Source organism: Janthinobacterium sp. PC23-8 (genome assembly GCF_002250505.1).
In the GTDB taxonomy this organism is placed as follows: Bacteria; Pseudomonadota; Gammaproteobacteria; order Burkholderiales; family Burkholderiaceae_D; genus Janthinobacterium.
In genome coordinates this window covers 1,251,491-1,269,353 of sequence record NZ_NJGY01000001.1, presented here as the reverse complement: position 1 = coordinate 1,269,353, position 17,863 = coordinate 1,251,491, and the positions used below count along the sequence as shown (strand labels likewise).

General features: G+C 63.8%; 17 protein-coding genes. 4 read left to right on the top strand and 13 right to left on the bottom strand.

The window, feature by feature from the left end:
* Positions 1 to 3 precede the first annotated feature (3 nt).
* The 9 genes from CD932_RS05495 to CD932_RS05455 all read right to left on the bottom strand — a co-directional run bounded on the left by CD932_RS05495 (position 4) and on the right by CD932_RS05455 (position 10,459).
* Positions 4 to 1,155, bottom strand: a complete 1,152-nt coding sequence (locus tag CD932_RS05495) for an efflux RND transporter periplasmic adaptor subunit (protein WP_094441752.1) — start codon at positions 1,153 to 1,155, stop codon at positions 4 to 6.
* Positions 1,156 to 1,185: 30 nt separating this feature from the next.
* Positions 1,186 to 2,595 carry an efflux transporter outer membrane subunit gene (locus CD932_RS05490; protein WP_094441751.1) on the bottom strand — a complete coding sequence of 470 codons (1,410 nt, stop codon included), beginning with the start codon at positions 2,593 to 2,595 and terminating at the stop codon, positions 1,186 to 1,188.
* Positions 2,582 to 3,346 carry a CerR family C-terminal domain-containing protein gene (locus CD932_RS05485; RefSeq protein ID WP_094441750.1) on the bottom strand — a complete coding sequence of 255 codons (765 nt, stop codon included), beginning with the start codon at positions 3,344 to 3,346 and terminating at the stop codon, positions 2,582 to 2,584. Before CD932_RS05485 ends, CD932_RS05490 begins: the two co-directional genes overlap by 14 nt.
* Before the next feature lie 350 nt (positions 3,347 to 3,696).
* Positions 3,697 to 5,043: a hybrid sensor histidine kinase/response regulator gene (locus CD932_RS05480; protein ID WP_094441749.1), complete on the bottom strand. Its 1,347-nt coding sequence runs from the start codon at positions 5,041 to 5,043 to the stop codon at positions 3,697 to 3,699.
* A 153-nt stretch (positions 5,044 to 5,196) separates the two neighbouring features.
* Positions 5,197 to 5,931, bottom strand: a complete 735-nt coding sequence (locus CD932_RS05475; RefSeq protein WP_094443472.1) for a 2OG-Fe dioxygenase family protein — start codon at positions 5,929 to 5,931, stop codon at positions 5,197 to 5,199.
* A 95-nt stretch (positions 5,932 to 6,026) separates the two neighbouring features.
* Positions 6,027 to 6,515: a DUF6702 family protein gene (locus CD932_RS05470; RefSeq protein WP_094441748.1), complete on the bottom strand. Its 489-nt coding sequence runs from the start codon at positions 6,513 to 6,515 to the stop codon at positions 6,027 to 6,029.
* On the bottom strand, positions 6,512 to 8,890 hold the full coding sequence (locus CD932_RS05465) for a M1 family aminopeptidase (protein WP_094441747.1): 2,379 nt from the start codon (positions 8,888 to 8,890) through the stop codon (positions 6,512 to 6,514). The genes CD932_RS05470 and CD932_RS05465 overlap by 4 nt, the downstream gene beginning before the upstream one ends.
* Before the next feature lie 164 nt (positions 8,891 to 9,054).
* Positions 9,055 to 9,507, bottom strand: a complete 453-nt coding sequence (locus CD932_RS05460) for a MarR family winged helix-turn-helix transcriptional regulator (protein WP_094443471.1) — start codon at positions 9,505 to 9,507, stop codon at positions 9,055 to 9,057.
* Between the two features lie 73 nt (positions 9,508 to 9,580).
* Complete coding sequence (locus CD932_RS05455; RefSeq protein ID WP_094441746.1) at positions 9,581 to 10,459, bottom strand: aldo/keto reductase family oxidoreductase; 879 nt, start codon at positions 10,457 to 10,459, stop codon at positions 9,581 to 9,583.
* Positions 10,460 to 10,571: 112 nt separating this feature from the next.
* On the opposite strand from CD932_RS05455, the gene CD932_RS05450 reads away from it, so the two are divergent.
* Positions 10,572 to 11,492 (top strand): LysR family transcriptional regulator, encoded by a 921-nt coding sequence (locus CD932_RS05450; RefSeq protein WP_254926476.1) that lies wholly within the window; start codon positions 10,572 to 10,574, stop codon positions 11,490 to 11,492.
* Here the strand turns inward: CD932_RS05450 and CD932_RS05445 are convergent.
* Positions 11,477 to 12,307, bottom strand: coding sequence for a sugar phosphate isomerase/epimerase (locus CD932_RS05445; protein WP_094441744.1), 831 nt, complete (start codon positions 12,305 to 12,307; stop codon positions 11,477 to 11,479). The two genes, CD932_RS05450 and CD932_RS05445, sit on opposite strands and share 16 nt — an antisense overlap.
* Positions 12,307 to 13,146 carry a phytanoyl-CoA dioxygenase family protein gene (locus tag CD932_RS05440; protein ID WP_094441743.1) on the bottom strand — a complete coding sequence of 280 codons (840 nt, stop codon included), beginning with the start codon at positions 13,144 to 13,146 and terminating at the stop codon, positions 12,307 to 12,309. Before CD932_RS05440 ends, CD932_RS05445 begins: the two co-directional genes overlap by 1 nt.
* Positions 13,147 to 13,255: 109 nt before the next feature.
* Between CD932_RS05440 and CD932_RS05435 the strand changes: the two genes are divergently transcribed.
* Positions 13,256 to 14,206 (top strand): LysR family transcriptional regulator, encoded by a 951-nt coding sequence (locus CD932_RS05435; protein ID WP_254926475.1) that lies wholly within the window; start codon positions 13,256 to 13,258, stop codon positions 14,204 to 14,206.
* Here CD932_RS05435 and CD932_RS05430 read toward each other — a convergent pair whose 3' ends face one another.
* Positions 14,207 to 15,823 carry a methyl-accepting chemotaxis protein gene (locus tag CD932_RS05430; protein ID WP_094441741.1) on the bottom strand — a complete coding sequence of 539 codons (1,617 nt, stop codon included), beginning with the start codon at positions 15,821 to 15,823 and terminating at the stop codon, positions 14,207 to 14,209.
* Between CD932_RS05430 and CD932_RS28700 the strand changes: the two genes are divergently transcribed.
* Entirely contained in the window at positions 15,822 to 15,974 is a 153-nt protein-coding gene (locus tag CD932_RS28700; protein ID WP_176460887.1) for a hypothetical protein, read from the top strand. The two genes, CD932_RS05430 and CD932_RS28700, sit on opposite strands and share 2 nt — an antisense overlap.
* A gap of 112 nt (positions 15,975 to 16,086) precedes the next feature.
* Here the strand turns inward: CD932_RS28700 and CD932_RS05425 are convergent, their stop codons facing one another.
* Positions 16,087 to 17,151 (bottom strand): hypothetical protein, encoded by a 1,065-nt coding sequence (locus CD932_RS05425; protein WP_094441740.1) that lies wholly within the window; start codon positions 17,149 to 17,151, stop codon positions 16,087 to 16,089.
* A gap of 222 nt (positions 17,152 to 17,373) precedes the next feature.
* On the opposite strand from CD932_RS05425, the gene CD932_RS05420 reads away from it, so the two are divergent.
* On the top strand, positions 17,374 to 17,793 hold the full coding sequence (locus CD932_RS05420) for a hypothetical protein (RefSeq protein WP_094441739.1): 420 nt from the start codon (positions 17,374 to 17,376) through the stop codon (positions 17,791 to 17,793).
* Positions 17,794 to 17,863: the final 70 nt, after the last annotated feature.

The window sequence follows — 17,863 nt, the reverse complement described above, 5'->3', positions numbered from 1 at the left end:
TCCTTATTTTCTTGCCGGCGCGGCGGCCGGGCTGGCGACCGGGGTGACAATATTCCTGACCAGGTCGCCATCATTGAGGAAACCGGCGCCATTGACGACGATGGTGGTATCGGCCGTGATGCCCGAGACGATTTCGATGCGGTCCGTCAGGCGCCGGCCCGGCTGCACCTTGATCTGGCTGACGCGCTGGTCGGGATTCAACCGGAACACATAGCTGAAGCCGTCGCGCACGGCGATCGCCTGCTGCGGCACGGTCAAGGCGCCCGAGGTCCCCAGCTCGAACGCGCCGCTGGCGTACATGCCGGCCTTGAACGGGGCATTGCCGGCGGCGCCGGCCGGCAGGTCCACGTAGACGAGGGCCGAGCGCGTTTGCGGGTCGACCGTCGGCGCGATCATGCGCACCTTGCCCGTCAAGACGCTGCCATTGGCGGCCTTCACTTCGGCCAGGGTGCCCGCTTTCAAATTGAGCAGTTCGGCCGCCGTCACTTCGGCGCGCCACTCCAGGCGGCCCTGGCGGATCAGGCGGAACAGCTCCGTGCCGGCGCCCACCACCGAGCCGACGGTGGCCGAGCGCGACGAGATCACGCCGCTGTCGGGGGCCGTCACCTGCGTGTATTTCAGGCGCAGCTGCTGTTGCGCCAGCTGCGCCCTGCTTGATGCGATACGGGCGTTGGCGGTCTGTTCGGCCGTCAGGTACTGGCTGATCTGCTGGGCGCTGATGGCGCCCGTGGTTTGCAGCGAGCGGGCGCGCGCGGCGTTGGCCGACGCTTCGGCGGCGTTCGCTTCGGCTTCCAGCACCGCCGCCCTGGCCTGCGCCACATCGGCGTTGACCGTGTCGCTGGAGAACACGGCCAGCACCTGGCCGGCGCGCACCACGTCGCCGACGTTGACGCGCACATCGGTCAGGCGCAGGCCGTTCGATTCGCTGCCGATAATGGCTTCCTGCCAGGCGGCCACGTTGCCGTTGGCGCTCAATTTGATCGGCAGTTTGCTCGTTTGCGGTTTGGTGGTGGTCACCGTCAGGGCCGGCTTTTGCACGGCCTTCTTTTCATCGGCGGCGCTGGAGGGCGCCGGATACAGCGCCACGCCGGCGCCGGCCAGCAGGCAACAGGCCGCGATGGCCACGGCAAGCGGTTTGAATGTCAGTGTTTTCATGTTCTGGTCCGTCAGATAGATTGCGGTGTATCAGGGGGCGGTGGCGTCTTGCAGGGCGCTCTGGCCGGCGTTCCAGCCGCCGCCGGCGGCGCGGTACAGCGCCACCCAGGCGCTGCTGCGTTCGCGCTGCAGATTGACCACGGTGTTTTCGGCGGCCAGGCGCGTGCGGCGCGCGTCCTCCAGTTCGAGCAGGCTGGCCAGGCCGTTCTTGTAGCGCTCGTCGGTGGCGACAAACGCCACGCGATAGCCTTCGAGCGCCGTTTGCGCGTGGCTGCCGCGCGCGTCCGTGCTTTGCAGGTTCAGCAAGGCTTCCTCCACTTCGCGCACGGCCTGGCGCACGCCGGCGCGGTATTTGACGACGGCTTCGTCATAGCGGGCCACGGCGGCGTCGACCTGGGCGCGGCGGCGCCCGCCGTCGAAGACCGGCAGCGTCACGGCCAGCGGGCCGATGCTCCAGGTGCTGCCGGTGATGCTCTGGCCGCCGGCGCGGATATTGCCTTTGCCAATCGACCCGGCCAGGCTCAGGCGCGGATAGCGCTGGGCTTTGGCGCCGCCCACTTCAAAACTGGCGGCCGCCACTTCGCGCTCGGCGCTGAAGATGTCGGGCCGCTGCGCCAGCGTCTGTGCCGGCAGGGTATTGATGGCCAGCGGCGCCGGCGTCACCAGCGGCGCGGCGGCCAGCCTGGCGCGCAAGCTGTCTTCCGGCATGGCGGTCAAGGCCACCAGCGCCTGCACCCCCACGTCGCACACGGCGCGCTGCTCGATGGCGCGGCTGGCGCCTTCGGCGGCGCTGGCACGGGCCAGCGCGGCGTTGGCCGGCGCCTGGAAGCCGGCGTCGGCGCTCAATTGCGTCAGGCGCGCCGTGTCGCTGCGCGAGGCGGCGTCCTGTTCGGCCACGCCTTGCAGCTGGCGGCAGGCGCGCAGGCTGTAGTACTGGTTCGCCACTTCGGCCGCCACCGACACGCGCGCGTCGTGCCAGCCGGCCTGCGCGCTGTCCAGGCGCGCCGAGGCCGCGTCGCGCGTGGCGCGGTTGGCGCCGAAGACATCGATTTCCCATGACGCTTGCAGCGCCGCCTGCGAGGTGGTGCCGCCCGGCTGGGCGGACTGCTGGCTGGTGCGCACCACGCTGCCGGTGGCATCCAACACGGGCGCCAGCGCCGCGCCGCTGGCCACGCGGTCGGCGCGCGATTGCACGATGCGGGTGCGGGCCGCGGCGATGCTCGGGCTGACCTGCTGGGCGTCGGTAATCAGCTCGACCAGCAGGGCGTCGCCCTGCTGGCGCCACCAGTTGGCCAGGTCGGCCACGTTGCCGTTGTGCGGCAGCGGCGCGTGCCAGTTGGCGGGCGTGCTCGCCGCCACGGTGGCGGGTGGCCCCTGCACGGCGCAGCCTGCCAGCGCCAGCATCATGCTGGCGGCCAGGGCGTATTCAGACTTCCTCATGCTGGTCCTTTGCGGTATCGATGGTGGGAGTGGCGTGCAATCGTGCGCGTTCGACTTCGGCCATCGCCAGAGCGTAGTCGACCATGCGGCCGAGCCAGGTCTCGGCGGCCTGGGGCGTGGCCATCAGCTGCGGGCGCAGCACCTCGATCACGTCGGCGCCGACCATATGTTGCAATGCAAGCGAAGCGATCGAAAAGGCCAGCCGGTGCATGTCGTCGCTGTCGGCGTCGGCGCCCAGGTGGCGCGCCAGCACGCGCGCGAACGCTTCGTGCTCGGGACGGATGTTCTGCTCGATTTCGCGCGCCCACAAGCCCGTCGGTTCGAGCATTTCGCGGCACCACAAGCGCATGGCGTCGCGCGCCCGTTCACCCTGCTGCATGGGCGCGAGCATCTGCGCATAAAAACCCTGCAGCGTCTGGCGCAGGGTGAAATCGGGCTGGTCGAACAGGGCGATATTGCCGAGCGGGTCGCTCGACTGCTCGGCAAAGGCGGCGCGGTACAGGCCCGCCTTGTCGCCGAAATAATAGCTGATGGCGGCCGCATTGGCGCCGGCCGCCTGCGCCAGTTCGCGCGTGGAAGTGCGGGCATAGCCCTGTTCGGCAAACAGGCGGATGGCGCTGCGCAGCAGGCGCTCGCGCGACTGCTCGCCATCGGAACGGGGCTTGCGCGCCACGCAGTGGCCAAACAGATTGCGCCAGCCCGGCTCGTCCTTTGCCGGCCCTGCCGGCGCCGGTGGTGAAGGTTTTCTCATGCTGGGAATTAAATCACATAACTAAAACAAATGATATAACTTAATCGTTTGATTCACTTATGAACAGAGATAACAATCAGTTGGCGTCACGACGTCGAACAAAACCGTAGCGAGCGGCAGTGATTTGTGGCCGAGAAGCGCAGCCGTACTCAAGTACGGTGAGCATCGCCGGCCGCAAAGCGCGACGCGCAGTAGGTTTGGTTCGATGGCCAATGGACAAAAAAAAGCCCGCGGGTTGAGTCGCGGGCCAAATCCAAATGTTCGAGGAACGCTTGGAGGAGACAAGTCCACTATAGCGCTAAAAATGGTGCAGTGCAATACCGTAGAACTACGGTGACATTTCGATCATGTCAGCTGCGCAGCGCCAGTGTAAAGGTGCTGCCCTGGCCGTAGTCGCTGTTGAAGAACAGGGCGCCGCCGATGGCGTTGGCCAGGTTCTGGCACAGGTACAGGCCCAGGCCCGCCCCTTCCGCATGGCGGGTGGAGGTCGAATCGAGCTGCGAGAAGGCCTGGAACAGCTTGGCCTGGTCTTCCTGCCTGATGCCGGCGCCGCTGTCGGTGATGCTCATTTCGGTCACGCGCGCGCCGTCTTCCTCGCGCTGGGCCAGGCTGATGCGCACGGTGCCCTGTTCCGTGAACTTGATGGCGTTGTTGAGCAGGTTGATCAGGATTTGCGTCAGCGCGCGGCGGTCGGTGTCGATGACTACCTTTTGCGCGCCCGCATCCACTTCCAGCAGCAGGCCCTTTTGCTGGGCCAGCGGGCGCAAGGTGTCGGCCACTTCGGCGATCAGGTCGTGGCACGGGACGGGCTCGATCGACAGCGTCAGCTTGCCCGCCTCGATCTTGGCCACGTCGAGGATGTCGTTGATCAGCGACAGCAGATGGCGTGCGCTGGCGCGGATGGTGGTCAGTTGCTTGTCCTGGTCGGCCGTCAGCGGCCCCGGTAATTTCATCAGCAGCGCGCCGGTAAACCCGATGATGGCGTTCAGCGGGGTGCGCAGCTCGTGCGACATATTGGCGATAAAGGCCGACTTCATGCGGCTCGCCTCGACCAGTTCGAGGTTTTTCAGGGCGATTTCGCGGTTGGTCGTTTCCAGCTCGGCTGCGTGGTGGGCCAGGCGCATGTTCAGTTCGATCACCTGGCGCTCGCGCGCCTGCAGCTCGCCATTGACCTGCACCGCCTGTTCATAGGTCGAGATCAACAGGTCGAGGATCTGCTGGCGCTCGGCATTGATGAAATGCTTCTGGTCGCCCAGGTAGAGCGCGATGCCGATTTCGACGTTCTGGTTCTTGCGCAGCTTCTGGTTCATCAGCATGTGGCTGATGCGGTTGAGCAGATAGTCTTCCGCGTACGGCTTGCGGATGAAATTGTCGGCGCCGCACTCGATGCCGCGGATAATGTCCTTCGGGTCGTTGAGCGAGGTAACCAGGATCACGGGAATGTCGCGCAGGGTGGGATCGGCCTTGATGGCGCGGCACAGGTCGTAGCCGTTCATTTCCGGCATGACGATATCGGACAGCACCAGGTGCGGCTTGCGCTCGCGGATCGCGGCCAGGGCCAGTTGGCCGTTGGCGGCCACGCGCGCCTTGTAGTGCAGCGACTGGATCAGGCGGCGCAAGCGTTCGGCCTGGGTCGGGCTGTCTTCGACGATCAGGATTTCGATTTCGTCGGGCTTGATCTGGTTGTTGGAGTCCACGGACCTCTCCTCGCTTCTGGGTATTTGAGTACCGGACACGATTAGCGGCCAGTATGGATATCTTGCGACTATATCGGATTTGGCCGCTTAAAAGTAACTTCAAAGTAACTTCATGGTCACTATTTCGGCCGTCCGCGGGGCTGCCTCGTGCTTTTAGTTTTCGCCCTGGAACTGGCCTGCGCGGTAGGTCAGCACCAGCGTATCGCGATGGCCGGCCGCGCCCACAGGCTGGATCGGCGTCGATTCATGGATCACCGCTGCGTCGTCAAGCAGCAGCAGCGACCATGGTTCGCTCAAGGTAAAGCGCTTGCCGTTGGGGCCATCGGCTTCGAAGATGCGCGTCTCGCCGCCCTTGATGGACTGGCGGCCTATCAGCAGCACGGCGACGAAATCGACGCCGTCGCGGTGCGCGCCTTCCGGCGTGGGGCGGCCGATGCCGTCGGTGGTATCGATGCGGAACTGGTGCGCCTCGATGAACCAGGGCTGCGCGCCCCTGGCCTGCGAGCAGATGTCGCCCAGCGCGACGACCAGCTGGCGCCAGGCCGTCTGCGCGGCAATGGCCGGCTCCACCGGCTCGAACAGGCGGTGCATGCCGCCGTGCAGGGCGTTGTATTCGACCGGCTGCCAGTGCGCGCGGTGCGGTGTCTGCACCAGCGCGCCGCCGTCCTGCACGAAGCAGGAGTGGCGCCGGCGGCGGTAGCGGCCGCCATCCTTGAGGTAATTGTCGAGCGCGAGGTTGTCCCAGCTCGGTTCGAGCGCGCGCAGTTCAGGCAGGGTGCAGCCGGCCAGCGCGGCCACGTCCTGCGGGCGCAGCACGGCATAACCATCCTCGCGCAGGGCGCTGGCAAGGTGGGACGGGTCGGTGAAGATCGGTGCGGCAGTGCTCATGTCGGTGCCGGCCGCATGGCGGCCGTTATCAGGTTGTCCAGACAGGCATTCTAATACCTGGATGGGCATCGCGTGGCAGCCGGCTTGCAAATGCTTTACCTGACCGGCAATTCGACGTTCTTCTGGTCAAAGAACAGCGTCTGGATCTTTGCGCCGTCCTGCACATTGAGGGTGTTGCGCTGGCTGGGCAGGAAATCGCTGAGCAGGGCGTTATGGATGCGCGCGCCGCTTGCCAGGCGCGTGTGGGCAATTTCCTGGAAGATCACCACATTGTCGGCATTGACCTTGACGCCGACCCAGTCCAGGCGCAGGCGCTGGCCATTGGCGCCAATGATATAAAACTGCTTTTCCACGTAGCGGCGCAGAAACGCTTCGCTGTCTTTCCTGCCCAGGTCGATCTGACGCTGGTACACCTGGGTCAGCAGCGCTTCGACGTCGTGGCCCGTGTAGGTATGGACGATTTCCGTGCTGCCGCTCGACGGGTTGTAACTGATATCGGCGATGCCCATATGGTAGTTATGGGCCCAGGCGGCGCTGCTTGCCAGGGCCAGCACCGCCATCGCCCAGAAACGTCGCAGCTTCATGCGTCGTCGTCCTTGCCGCCAGGCGCACCCTGGTTTGTCAAAGGCGTATTAAAGTCGCGCATCAGGTTGTCCCCGGGTGACTTCTCGCTCTTGAACAGTTCCAGGCGCGACGGTGTGATCTTGCGGGGCCAGCTGTTGTTGCTGGTGTCGATGTCGGCTGTTTCCCAGTACGGGTCCTGCACCAGGCCCACCATCGGCTCGGCCGTGATGACGACCTTGGTGATTTTCTTCGGCGAGTAGCGCCATACTTCGGCCGGCACGCGCTCGATGTATTTCTTGCCGCTTTTCAGTTCGATCTCCAGGATCAGCGGCATCACCATGCCGCCCAGGTTGGACAGGTCGACCAGGTACAAATGCTTGCCCTGTTTTAGCAGGTCTTTTTCCCACGGTTCCAGCTTGGCGATCGCTTCGGCATAAGCGTTGCGGTCCTGGTTGGTGACGGTGTAGTCGTCGTGCTGGTTATAGAAATCCTTCAGTTCAGGATGTGCGTCGATCCTGCGCGCCATGCCCTTATTGGCGCGGTTGGTGACGGATTCGGGCTGGGCCGCTTTCTGCGCCTTTTTCCAGGCTTTTTCGGTTTCCGGATTTTTTGAACTGACGCCATATTCGCTGATGCCGTCAATGCTGATGTCGACCGCATCGGTGGTGTAGAACCAGCCGCGCCAGAACCAGTCGAGGTCGGTGCCGGAAGCGTCTTCCATGGTGCGGAAAAAGTCCGCCGGCGTGGGGCGCTTGAATTTCCAGCGCTGCGCATATTCCTTGAAGGCGTAGTCAAACAGCTCGCGCCCCAGAATGGTTTCACGCAGTATGTTCAGGCCTGCCGCCGGCTTGGCGTAGGCGTTGTTGCCGAACTGCAGCAAGGACTCGGAATTGGTCATGATCGGTACCTGGTCGCGTGAACGCATGTAGTCGACGATCTCGCGCGGTTCGCCGCGCGAGGCCGGGTAGTTGTCTTCCCACGCCTGCTGCGCCAGGTATTGCACGAACGTGTTCAGGCCTTCGTCCATCCAGGTCCACTGGCGCTCGTCCGAGTTGATGATCATCGGGTAATAGTTGTGGCCCACTTCATGGATGATCACGCCGATCAGGCCATATTTGGTGCGCTTCGAATACGTCAGTTCGCCGGTTTTTTTGTCCTTGACGGGGCGCGGGCCGTTGAACGAGATCATCGGGTATTCCATGCCGCCCACCGGACCGTTGACGGAAATGGCGGTCGGATACGGGTAGTCGATGCTGTACTTGTTGTACTGTTCGATGGTGTGCACGATGGCTTGCGTGCTGTATTTTTCCCACAGCGGATTGCCTTCCTTCGGATAGTAGGACATGGCCATCAGATCGCTGCCGCCCTGCTTGTAGCCTTGCGCATCCCAGATGAACTTGCGGCTCGAAGCCCAGGCAAAGTCGCGCACATTGGCCGCCTTGAAGTGCCAGGTCTTTTGCGCGCCGCTGCTGGATTTTTCGGCCGCTTCGGCTTCCCTTTGCGTGATGATGAGCACCGGCTTGTCGCTGGTGCGGGCCTGCTCGAGGCGGGCGCGCTGGGCCGGCGTCAATACTTCCTGCGCGTTTTGCAGTTCGCCCGTGGCGGCCACCACATGGTCGGCCGGCACCGTCAGCTGCACGTCATAGTCGCCGAATTCCAGCGTGAATTCGCCCGAGCCGAGAAACTGCTTGTGCTGCCAGCCGGCCACGTCGTAATAGGCGGCCATGCGCGGGAACCACTGGGCGAGTTCGAACAGGGCGTTCTTGTCCTCCTCAAAATATTCGTAGCCGGCGCGCCCGCCCAGCACCTTCTGCTCGTTGATGCGGTAGTCCCACTCGATCTGGAAGACGAAATCCTGGCCCGGCTTCAGGGGCTGCGGCAGGTCGATGCGCATCATGGTGCGGTTGACGACGTGTTTCAGGCTCTGGCCGTCCGCGCCCTTGAGCGAGCGGATATTGAAGCCGCCCTGGAAGTCGCCGCGCGCCAGCATGCCGCGCAGGCCCTCGAATTTCATGGTGTCGTCACCGGTCGTTTTGGCCCAGGCCTGGCGCGAGGGCACGGTGGCCATGCGGCGCGCGTCGGAGTCGCTCTTGTAGATATTCTGGTCCAGCTGCACCCACAGGTAGGCGAGCGTGTCGGGAGACTGGTTATGGTAGGTGACGGTGCCGCTGCCGGTGATTTCGCGTCTGGCTTCGTCGAGCGTGGCGCGGATCGTGTAGTCGGCGCGCTGCTGCCAGTAGGCGTGGCCTGGAGCGCCGGAGGCTGTGCGGTAGGTATTCGGGGTGGGCAGCACTTCTTCGAGCTGGCGGAACTTGTCGTCGAAGGGCTCGGCGGCCAAGGCGGAAACGGTAAAGCAAAGAGCCAGGCAGGCCGCGGAGCCGGAAAGAATGCGCATGTTCACCCTGATGTTGTTGTATAGAAATAGTGGCGACTATTCTATATCCAGGGCAGCGATACTTTGTATCGATTTTTAATAAAAAATGGTGAATGTTAGCCCGGCTTTTGCTGTGCGCCGTGCATGCCGCGATATGCTTTATTTTGATCGGGAAAAGAAGATTTTTACCCGCTTTTCATCAGGCTGGCGCGCAACTGGTCGAGTTGTTGTTTCATATCTACAACTTGCGCCACGCTGCACTGGCTGGCCGTCAGGATCGCCTCCGGCAGCAGCGCCGCCTGCTCGCGCAGTTCGCTGCCCGCTGCGGTGAGCGTGATGATGACCTGGCGCTCGTCGCTGGCGGCGCGCGCGCGGTTCAACAGGCCCGCCAGCTCCATGCGCTTGAGCAGGGGCGTGAGGGTGGCCGAGTCGAGGAACAGGCGTTCGCCTACCTCGGACACGCTCAGGCCATCGCGCTCCCACAACACCATCATCACCAGGTATTGCGAGTACGTCAGGCCCAGCTTGCGCAGGAGCTTGCGGTACAGCTTGTTCATCGCCAGCGAAGTCGAGTACAGCGCAAAGCACAGCTGGCTGTCCAGACGCGGCACCTGGTGCAGGGGGGGGGGTGTATCCATCTGCACAGTATATATAGCGCGCGATCTAATTACAAGCGATTTGCAACCGACTTACAAGCGGCTGGCAAGCGAGTTACGACCGACCTGCAAGCGACTCCAGGGCGGCCAAGGCGTGCGCGTCGAGCGTCAGCGCACCGGCCGCGACGTTTTCGCGCAAATGCGCCACCGACGAGGTGCCTGGTATCACCAGCACATTCGGGGCGCGCTGCAGCAGCCAGGCCAGCGCTGCCTGCATCGGTGTCGCCTGCAGGCGGGCCGCCACCTGGTTCAGGGTATCGGACTGCAGCGGCGAGAAGCCGCCGAGCGGAAAGAACGGCACATAGGCGATGCCTTGCGCGGCCAGGGTGTCGATCAGCGCATCGTCATTACGGTGCGCCAGGTTGTAGTGGTTCTGCACGCAGACGATGGGCGTGATCTGCTGCGCCTCGGCCACCTGCGCCGCATCGACATTCGATACGCCGATATGGCGCACCAGTCCTTCCTGCCGCAGTTGCACCAGAGTCGCCAGCGGTTCTGCCAGCGAGGAGCCATCGGGGCCGGCCATGCCCGGGGCGCGCAGGTTGACCACGTCGAGCACATCGAGGCCCAGGTTGCGCAGGTTATCGTGTACGGCGTCGCGCAGCTGCCGTGGCGAGGCGGCCGGTAGCCAGGACTGGTCGGCGCCGCGCACGAAGCCGATCTTGGTGACGATGGTGAGATCGTCGCGGTACGGGTGCAGCGCTTCACGGATGATCTGGTTGGTGATGTGCGGGCCGTAAAAGTCCGAGGTGTCGATATGGTTGATGCCCAGTTCGATGGCCTCGCGCAGCACGGCCACGGCGCGAGCGCGGTCCTTCGGCGGACCCCAGACATGCGGGCCGGCCAGTTGCATGGCGCCGTAGCCGACGCGGTTGAAAACAAGGCTGCTCTCGGCAGGCGTGAACTGGTCGTGAAAGGGAGAATACGTGCTCATGATTGCTCCTGTGGAGTGATGCAATAGGGGAGCAACCATGGTAGCGGCGATGGCGCTGTGTGATAATCGGGGCAATCGCGCACAGGCTGTGCGTATTTACGCACAATCCATCATGTATCCATCGAGTCCTTCCATGGCCGACCTGGCCACGTTTGCCCAGGTCGCCCAGCACCAGGGTTTTCGCCAGGCCGCGCGCCTGTCGGGCCAGTCGGCGTCGGCCATGAGCGAGGCCGTGCGCCGGCTGGAACAGCAGCTGGGCATGCGGCTGCTCGAACGCACCACGCGCAGCGTGACGCCGACCCAGGCCGGCGCGTTGTTGCTGACGCGCTTGCGGCCTGCCCTCGGGGAGGTGGCCAGCGCGCTCGACGTGCTCAATGACTTGCGCGGCAGCCCGCGCGGCAGCCTGCGCCTGAACGTGCCGGTCAACGCGGCGCGCTTCTTCCTGCAGCCCATGCTTGACCAGTTTTTGCGCACGTATCCGCACATCGTGGTCGAACTGGTGGTCGACAATAACTTCGTCGATATTGTCGCCAGCGGCTGCGACGCCGGCATCCGCTACGGCGAGCGGCTGGAGCAGGACATGATCGCCGTGCCGATCGGCCCGCGCACGCAGCGTTTTACGGTGGCGGGCGCGCCGGCTTACCTGGCGCAGCGCGGCGTGCCGAGCCATCCGCGCGAGCTGCTGCAGCATGCCTGCCTGCGTGGAAAATTCCTGAGTGGCGCCATTCCCCCGTGGGAGTTCGAGCGCGATGGCGAGCGCATCGACATGGACCCGGCCGGCCCGTTGATCGTCACGCCGACAGCCATGGACGTCGCCGTCGGCATGGCCATTGCCGGCCATGGCCTCGTGTACCTGTTCGAAGAGTGGCTGCAGCCGTATATCGATGCGGGCCAGCTGCAGCCGGTGCTGCAGGACTGGGTGCTGCCGTTTCCGGGACCTTATTTGTACTATTCGGGCCGGCGCCACCTGCCGGCGCCGCTGCGCGCGTTTATCGATTTCGTGCAGGCGAATTTTTCTTATGCCGGCTTGTAGCCAGCATAGCGCTGGCGCAGCAAATTGAGCATGGCGACGTTCTGTTCCCAGGCGTCGGCAACCGGCTGCTGCGTGTAAGGCAGTGTTTGCAGATACGGCGCCGGGCCGAATTCGGGCGTGAACGTCAGCAGCTCGGCGCCGGCCGCGCGGCGCAGCGCCACCACCGTATCCCACCAGGCCAGATGGGCGTCCAATGCCTCTTTTGCTTCCGGCGCGCGAAAATCGGCCACCTGCGGTCCCTGCGCATGGCCCACGCGCGCATGGATATGGCGCACCCGGGGCAGGGTGCGCGCCAGCGTGGCAGGTTGGTCTGCCAGCAGGGACTCGCAGGCGCAGCACCAGTGCGACAGGTCGGCCGTCAGCGGCAGCTGCGGAAACTGCTCCAGGTAGGGCAGCAGCAGCAGCGGGTGGCCGCTGAAACGGCTGCGGTGGATTTCATGGACGATGGGCACGCCATGTTGTGCCGAAATCGCCGCCGCCAGTTCGATCAGTTCGGCGTTCTGCGCGCCGCTGTAGTAATCCTTGCCCGTCTGCGTGTTGACCAGCAGCGGGCGCGCCAGGCAGGCGTTTTCCAGCAGTTCGGCCAGGGCCGCGCGGTGCTCGGCGAAATCGCTGTGGAATACGGTTTCCCACTGCGCCGCGATCAGGGCCAGGCCGGCGTCGGCAATGCGGCCCGTCCATTCCTCGCGCAGGGCGGCACCCGGCGGCAGCGACATTTCGATGCCGTCGAAACCGGCCGCCACCACCCTGGCGATGAAGACCTCGGCGGGCAGTTCGTGATTGCCCCACTGCGGCGCAAAAATTTGTATGCGCATCAGACAAAACCCCGTACCGGCAAGGACGCATCGCGCTGTATCCAGTTGTGTTTGGCGTATTCGGTTTGCCCATCGGTGGCGTGCAGCGTGTAGGCGTGGCGCGAGACGGGCGAGCGGTTCGGTGCGCTGTAGTGCGGCAGCAGGCCGTGAAAGCACACCAGGGCGCCGGCTTTGACTTCCAGCGGTACGGCGGTGCTGTCGTCGGGCCAGGGCATGGCGTCGAGTTTTTCGACGCGCACGGCGTCGCCATTGCGGATAAAGCGCTCGCGCAGCGGGCCGCGGTGGCCGCCCGGTTCGGCCCACAGGCAGCCGTTTTCCAGGGTCGCGTCTTCCAGCGCGAACCAGAAGGTGGTCACGCTGATCGGCGTGGTTTCGAAATAGGTGGCGTCCTGGTGCCAGCGCACTTCACCGCCGATGCCGGGCTGCTTGAAAATATACATCGATTGCCACACCTGCGGCTCCATCAGGCCCAAGTCGCGCGCCACCTGCGCCAGTGCCGGGTCGGTCGAAAACGCGCGGAATACGGGGTCGAGGTCATGCATGGCGTGGCCGATCTTGTTGATCGACAGCGACTTGGCTTGCTTTAACTGACCGTCCGGGCCGAATGCTTCTTCCTCAAAAAAGCAGCGGATGGTGTTGTCGGAGGCGAGGAAATAATCGTTGGTGTTCCTGGCCTGGTCGCGCGTGGTGAAGATCGACTGGCTGACACTGGGATCGAATTCGTTGACAATCTGCTCGGCGCGCGCGCGCAGGACGGCGATCTCGGCCAGGCTTTTGAAGCCGGGCAGCACCAGGTAGCCGTCGCGTTGGTATTGTTCTTGTTGTTGGGATGTCAGCATGGCGGCGGCTCCGGGAGGTGAAGGAAGACGCCATTGTAGGACGGTCGAAGGTGGCAAACAATCGCACAGTGGTTGACAGATTGTCGTCAAAACGCAGACAATCTTTGATATGGATCAATTGCAAGCGATGGAAATTTTCGTGGAAGTGGCGCAGCAGCGCAGCTTCACCTTGGCCGGCCAGCGGCTGGGCCTGTCGCGCGCCATGGTCAGCAAGACCATCATGCAGCTTGAAGACAAGCTCAACGCCCGGCTGCTGCACCGTTCGACGCGCGAAGTGAGCCTGACGGACGCGGGGCGCGCTTACCTGGCACCGTGCATGGCGACGGTGAGCCAGGCGCAGGAAGCGGCGCGCTCGGTGGCGCATGTGGCGCAGGCGGGCGCGGCGCTGGCCGGGCCGCTGCGTATCCAGGCGCCGTCTAGTTTCGGCAGCGCCTGGCTGGCCGACGCCGTGGCGCGCTTCAGCCTGCTGCACCCGCAGCTGCGAGCCGAATTGTTTGTCGACGACGCCCTGCTCGATCCGATACGCCATGGCTTTGACCTGACCATCCGCGTCGGCGGCATTCCCGACAGCAGCGCGCTGGCCATGCGTCCGCTGGCGCCGTGCCGCGCCGTGCTGTGCGCCGGCCCAGCCTACCTGGCGCAATACGGCGTGCCGCAAACGCCACAGGATTTGCTGCATCACCAGTGCCTGCATTTCAGCCACCTCACCGATGGCACGAACTGGCATTTTCAGCGCGGGGAGGGGCACACCCTGGAAGAAGTGAGCGTGCGCGTGCAGGCCGGCTTCACGGCCAACAATGGCCTGGTGCTGCAGCAGGCCGCAAAGCAGGGCCTGGGCATCGTCTACAGCACCACTTTCCTGGCCTGGCGGGCCTTGCTCGACGGCAGCCTGGTACCGGTGCTGGCCGGCTGGTCGCTGCCTTTGAATTACCTCAGCGCGCTGTATCCGGCCAGCCGCCAGCTGTCACCCAAGGTGCGCGCGCTGATCGATTTCCTGGTGGCCGAATACCAGCCGGGGCCGATCTGGGACCGCGAACTGGCGGCCGCTGGTATCCTGTGACTACGCCGCCAGACGCTGGCGTTCACGCCGTGGCGGCGCCGGCCGTTGCAGGGCAGGAGTGCTTGCCGCACCGGTCTTGAACACCGCCATCGCCTGCGCCAGGGTGCTGGCCTCTTGTCGCATGCTTTCGGCGGCGGCCGACGATTGCTCCACCAGCGCCGCGTTCTGCTGGGTCATCTGATCCATCTGCGTAATGGCCGTGTTGACCTGGTCGATGCCGGCGCTTTGCTCGGCGCTGGCAGCCGTGATTTCGGCCATGATGTCGGCCACCTGGCGCACGCTGGTGACGATTTCTTCCATGGTCTTGCCCGCTTCATCGACCAGTGCGCCGCCTTGTTCGACCTGCGTGACGGAGTCGCCGATCAGGGTCTTGATTTCCTTGGCCGCGCCCGCGCTGCGCTGGGCCAGGTTGCGCACTTCGGTGGCGACCACGGCAAAACCACGGCCCTGCTCGCCAGCGCGCGCCGCTTCCACTGCCGCGTTCAGCGCCAGGATATTGGTCTGGAAGGCGATGCCGTCGATGACGCCGATAATGTCGGCGATCTTGCGCGAACTGTCCTTGATGCCGTTCATGGTGCTCACCACCTGCTCGACCACGTTGCCGCCGCGTCCGGCCACGCTGCTGGCCGTGATCACCAACTGGTTGGCCTGGCGCGCATTGTCGGCATTCTGCCGCACGGTGGAAGTGAGCTCTTCCATCGAGCTGGCGGTTTCCTCCAGCGCGCTGGCCTGCGACTCGGTGCGGTTCGACAAGTCGGCATTGCCGGCGGCAATTTCATGCGAGGCCGTGTTGATGGTGTCGCTCGAACCGCGCACCCCGCTGACCATGCTTGAGAGCTTGCCGTTCATCTCGCCCAGCGCGCGCAGCAGCTGCCCCGCTTCATCGCGCGCCGTGCTGGTGACGGTCGAGGTCAGGTCGCCGTCGGCCACCTGGCGCGCCAGTTGCACCGCTTTTGCCAGCGGCACGGTGATCGAGCGGGCCAGCAGCGCGGCGCAGACGAGCACGAACAGCACCGTCAGCACCGTCAGGGCCAGCATCAGGTTGCGGCTGGCTTCGTAGATCTGCCCGATTTCCTTTGCGCGGCGGTTGATGTCTTCGCGCTCGTACTGCAGCAGCTGCTTGATCTTGTCCCCGTAGTTTTGTGCGATCTGTCCAAATTTGCTGTCGATCAGGGCCGAGGCTTTTTCGGCTTCGCCCTGTTTTTTCAACGCCAGAATTTCATCGCGCGAGGACAGGTATTGCCTGCGCAGTTCACTGAGCTCGCCCCATATCTTTTGTTCTTCCGGCGTATTGATGGCCGGCTCGATCAGCTTTTGCAGTTCCGAAGAACTCCTGGTCGATTCGGCGACATCGGCGGCAAAGAATTCGCTGAGCGAGTTGTCGCTGCTCTTGGCAATGGCCAGGGTGCGGCGAATGCCGCCAAACACATTGCGGTACCAGTCGCTGATATGGCGTTCGCTGCTCAGCGGTTCGTCCAGCAACTGCCGGGTCGATTCGGCCACCGTGTGCAGGCGGGCGATGCCGATGCCGATCGCCAGCAGTGAACACAGCAGTACGACTGCAAAACCGAGCAGCAAGCGCCTGCCGATGGTGATGTTATTGATAAAAGTTAGCATGGAATCTGACTCCAAAGGTGGTTTTGTTCGGAATGCAGTGGGCCTGCCGGCCTGGCTGGTCAGCGGCTGGCGCTCGATGGGCTGGGAGGGGGCGGCACTGCAAAACGTAGAATATATATCAACTGTTTTCCGTGTGGAAAGTTTTATTTAATTGGTATCTGATTTTGATAGGCATCTGTTGTATCGATGCCCCATATCGGTGCGCAAGACGGCATTTCCTTGCTTTTTGGCAGGGAAGGGAGCACATGAGGGCGAGCAGCGTATCAGCTGGCGTCTGCTACCAGCCAGGCGCCGTCGGCGTAGATGCGCTCGTCGTCGAGATACACCGCTTCGGTCACGGCAAAGATGTCGACGTGGTAGCGCGCTTGCTTGCGCTTGAACTGCGCCTTGGCGTAGACGCCGTGCTTGGCGCCCAGCGACAGATGGATGCCGCACATGCGCTCGTAGGTGCCGATATCGTTGACCAGTTGCTCGCGCGTAAAGGCGCGATTCAAGCCGAAGCCCAGCTCGCGCACCCACACTTCGCCTTCGTGGGCGCGAATAATGTCCAGCATTTCCAGAAACGCGGGGGTTGCGTTTTCAGTGCCGGTGACCCGGCCTTTTTCAATGATCACGGTGATCGGCGTGTCGGGCCGGTTGACCAGGAAGTGGGTGTCGCCGAACACGAAAATGCGCACCCGGCCGTTTACCGCTTCCAGGTCTTGCGCTTCGGTAAACACCTCGCCGAGCGGAAACTGGCCGCCGATATTGTTCATGCCGGTATAGTCGCCGATATTGAGCTTGGCCGATTCGAACGGCGAAGCGAATACCAGTTGTTCGCCGCCGCTGTCGACCATGCCGTGGCGGGCGCGGTCGATGCGTTCTTTCAGGGCGTGGCCGACGCCACGGTAATACGCGGGGTCGTAGGCCAGCGAGGCGATATAGTGCAGGCCCTGCACACCGGGCATGCGTGACAGGTGTACGTGCTCGATCACTTTCAGGCCGCGCTTGAACAGTTCGATGCGGATGCGGAACGCTTCGAGGCGGAAGCTGGTCGACTGGATCAGCACCACCAGGCTGCCGGTCGGCAACGCGGCAAACGCGGCCAGCACGGCCTCGGGCGTGACGTCGTCGAAATCGATGAAGCTGGCGTTCGGCAGGGCCAGCCGGTAGGCGTCGCTGAGCACCAGATTGAGCCAGCTGCGCTTGTCGCAGACCACCAGCGCCGGTTCCCCGGGGCGGTGGCAGATGGCCATGGCCAGCAGGTCGGCCACGTTTTGCGCGGCCACGTCGGTGGCGGCGGCGCTGATGGCGTCGAGCCGGCTGGTGTCGTTGTCTGGAAGCGTCATGATGGAAAAGTCGGGGCAAGTAGGGGTAACTGCGCATTATAAGGCGCGCCCCGACTGTCTCGCCATTGGTCCTCAGAACGATCACCGCCGCCTGATTACCTTGTGTAGTGCCTATTGGCAATGTATTATTTGTAAACCAGCCTGCCACCGACGGTGGCAGTGCGACATCAACAAAGTAATGTTAAGAGTGATGCGATGAGCCTGATTGGACAAGATATCCCCATGGAACGGCCCGATACCGATGGCCGCGCTGCCCTGCTGGTGCCCGTCACCGGCGTCAAGGAAGATGTCCTGATGACGATACGCAAGGGCGCTGCCATTGTCGGTTTCGCCAACCACGACCGTACCGTCACCGTCTATTTCGAGAGCAACCGCTTCGACGATCCCTTGCTGGCCAAATGGGAACACAAGGCGCGCAAGGCCTACGACCGCCTGATCGAAAACGCGCCCACGGTGTCCAAACTGACCACCAGTCCGGCCAACTTCGAGCAGATCGGCTATATCAACGGCAAGGGCATCACCATCCGCCGCATGGAAATCCTGAAGCGTTGGCTGGAATACTCCGATGCGATGGCGTCGTGCCCGGAAACGGAGATTGTGCCGCGCACTGTGCTGGCAAAAGTGGATGTGGTAAAAGCCTAAGGGCGGTTGATAAAAAGCCCATGGAGGTGTTGCGTTCGCCTGGCCGTACTTGCGTACTGTCTTCGGCGCC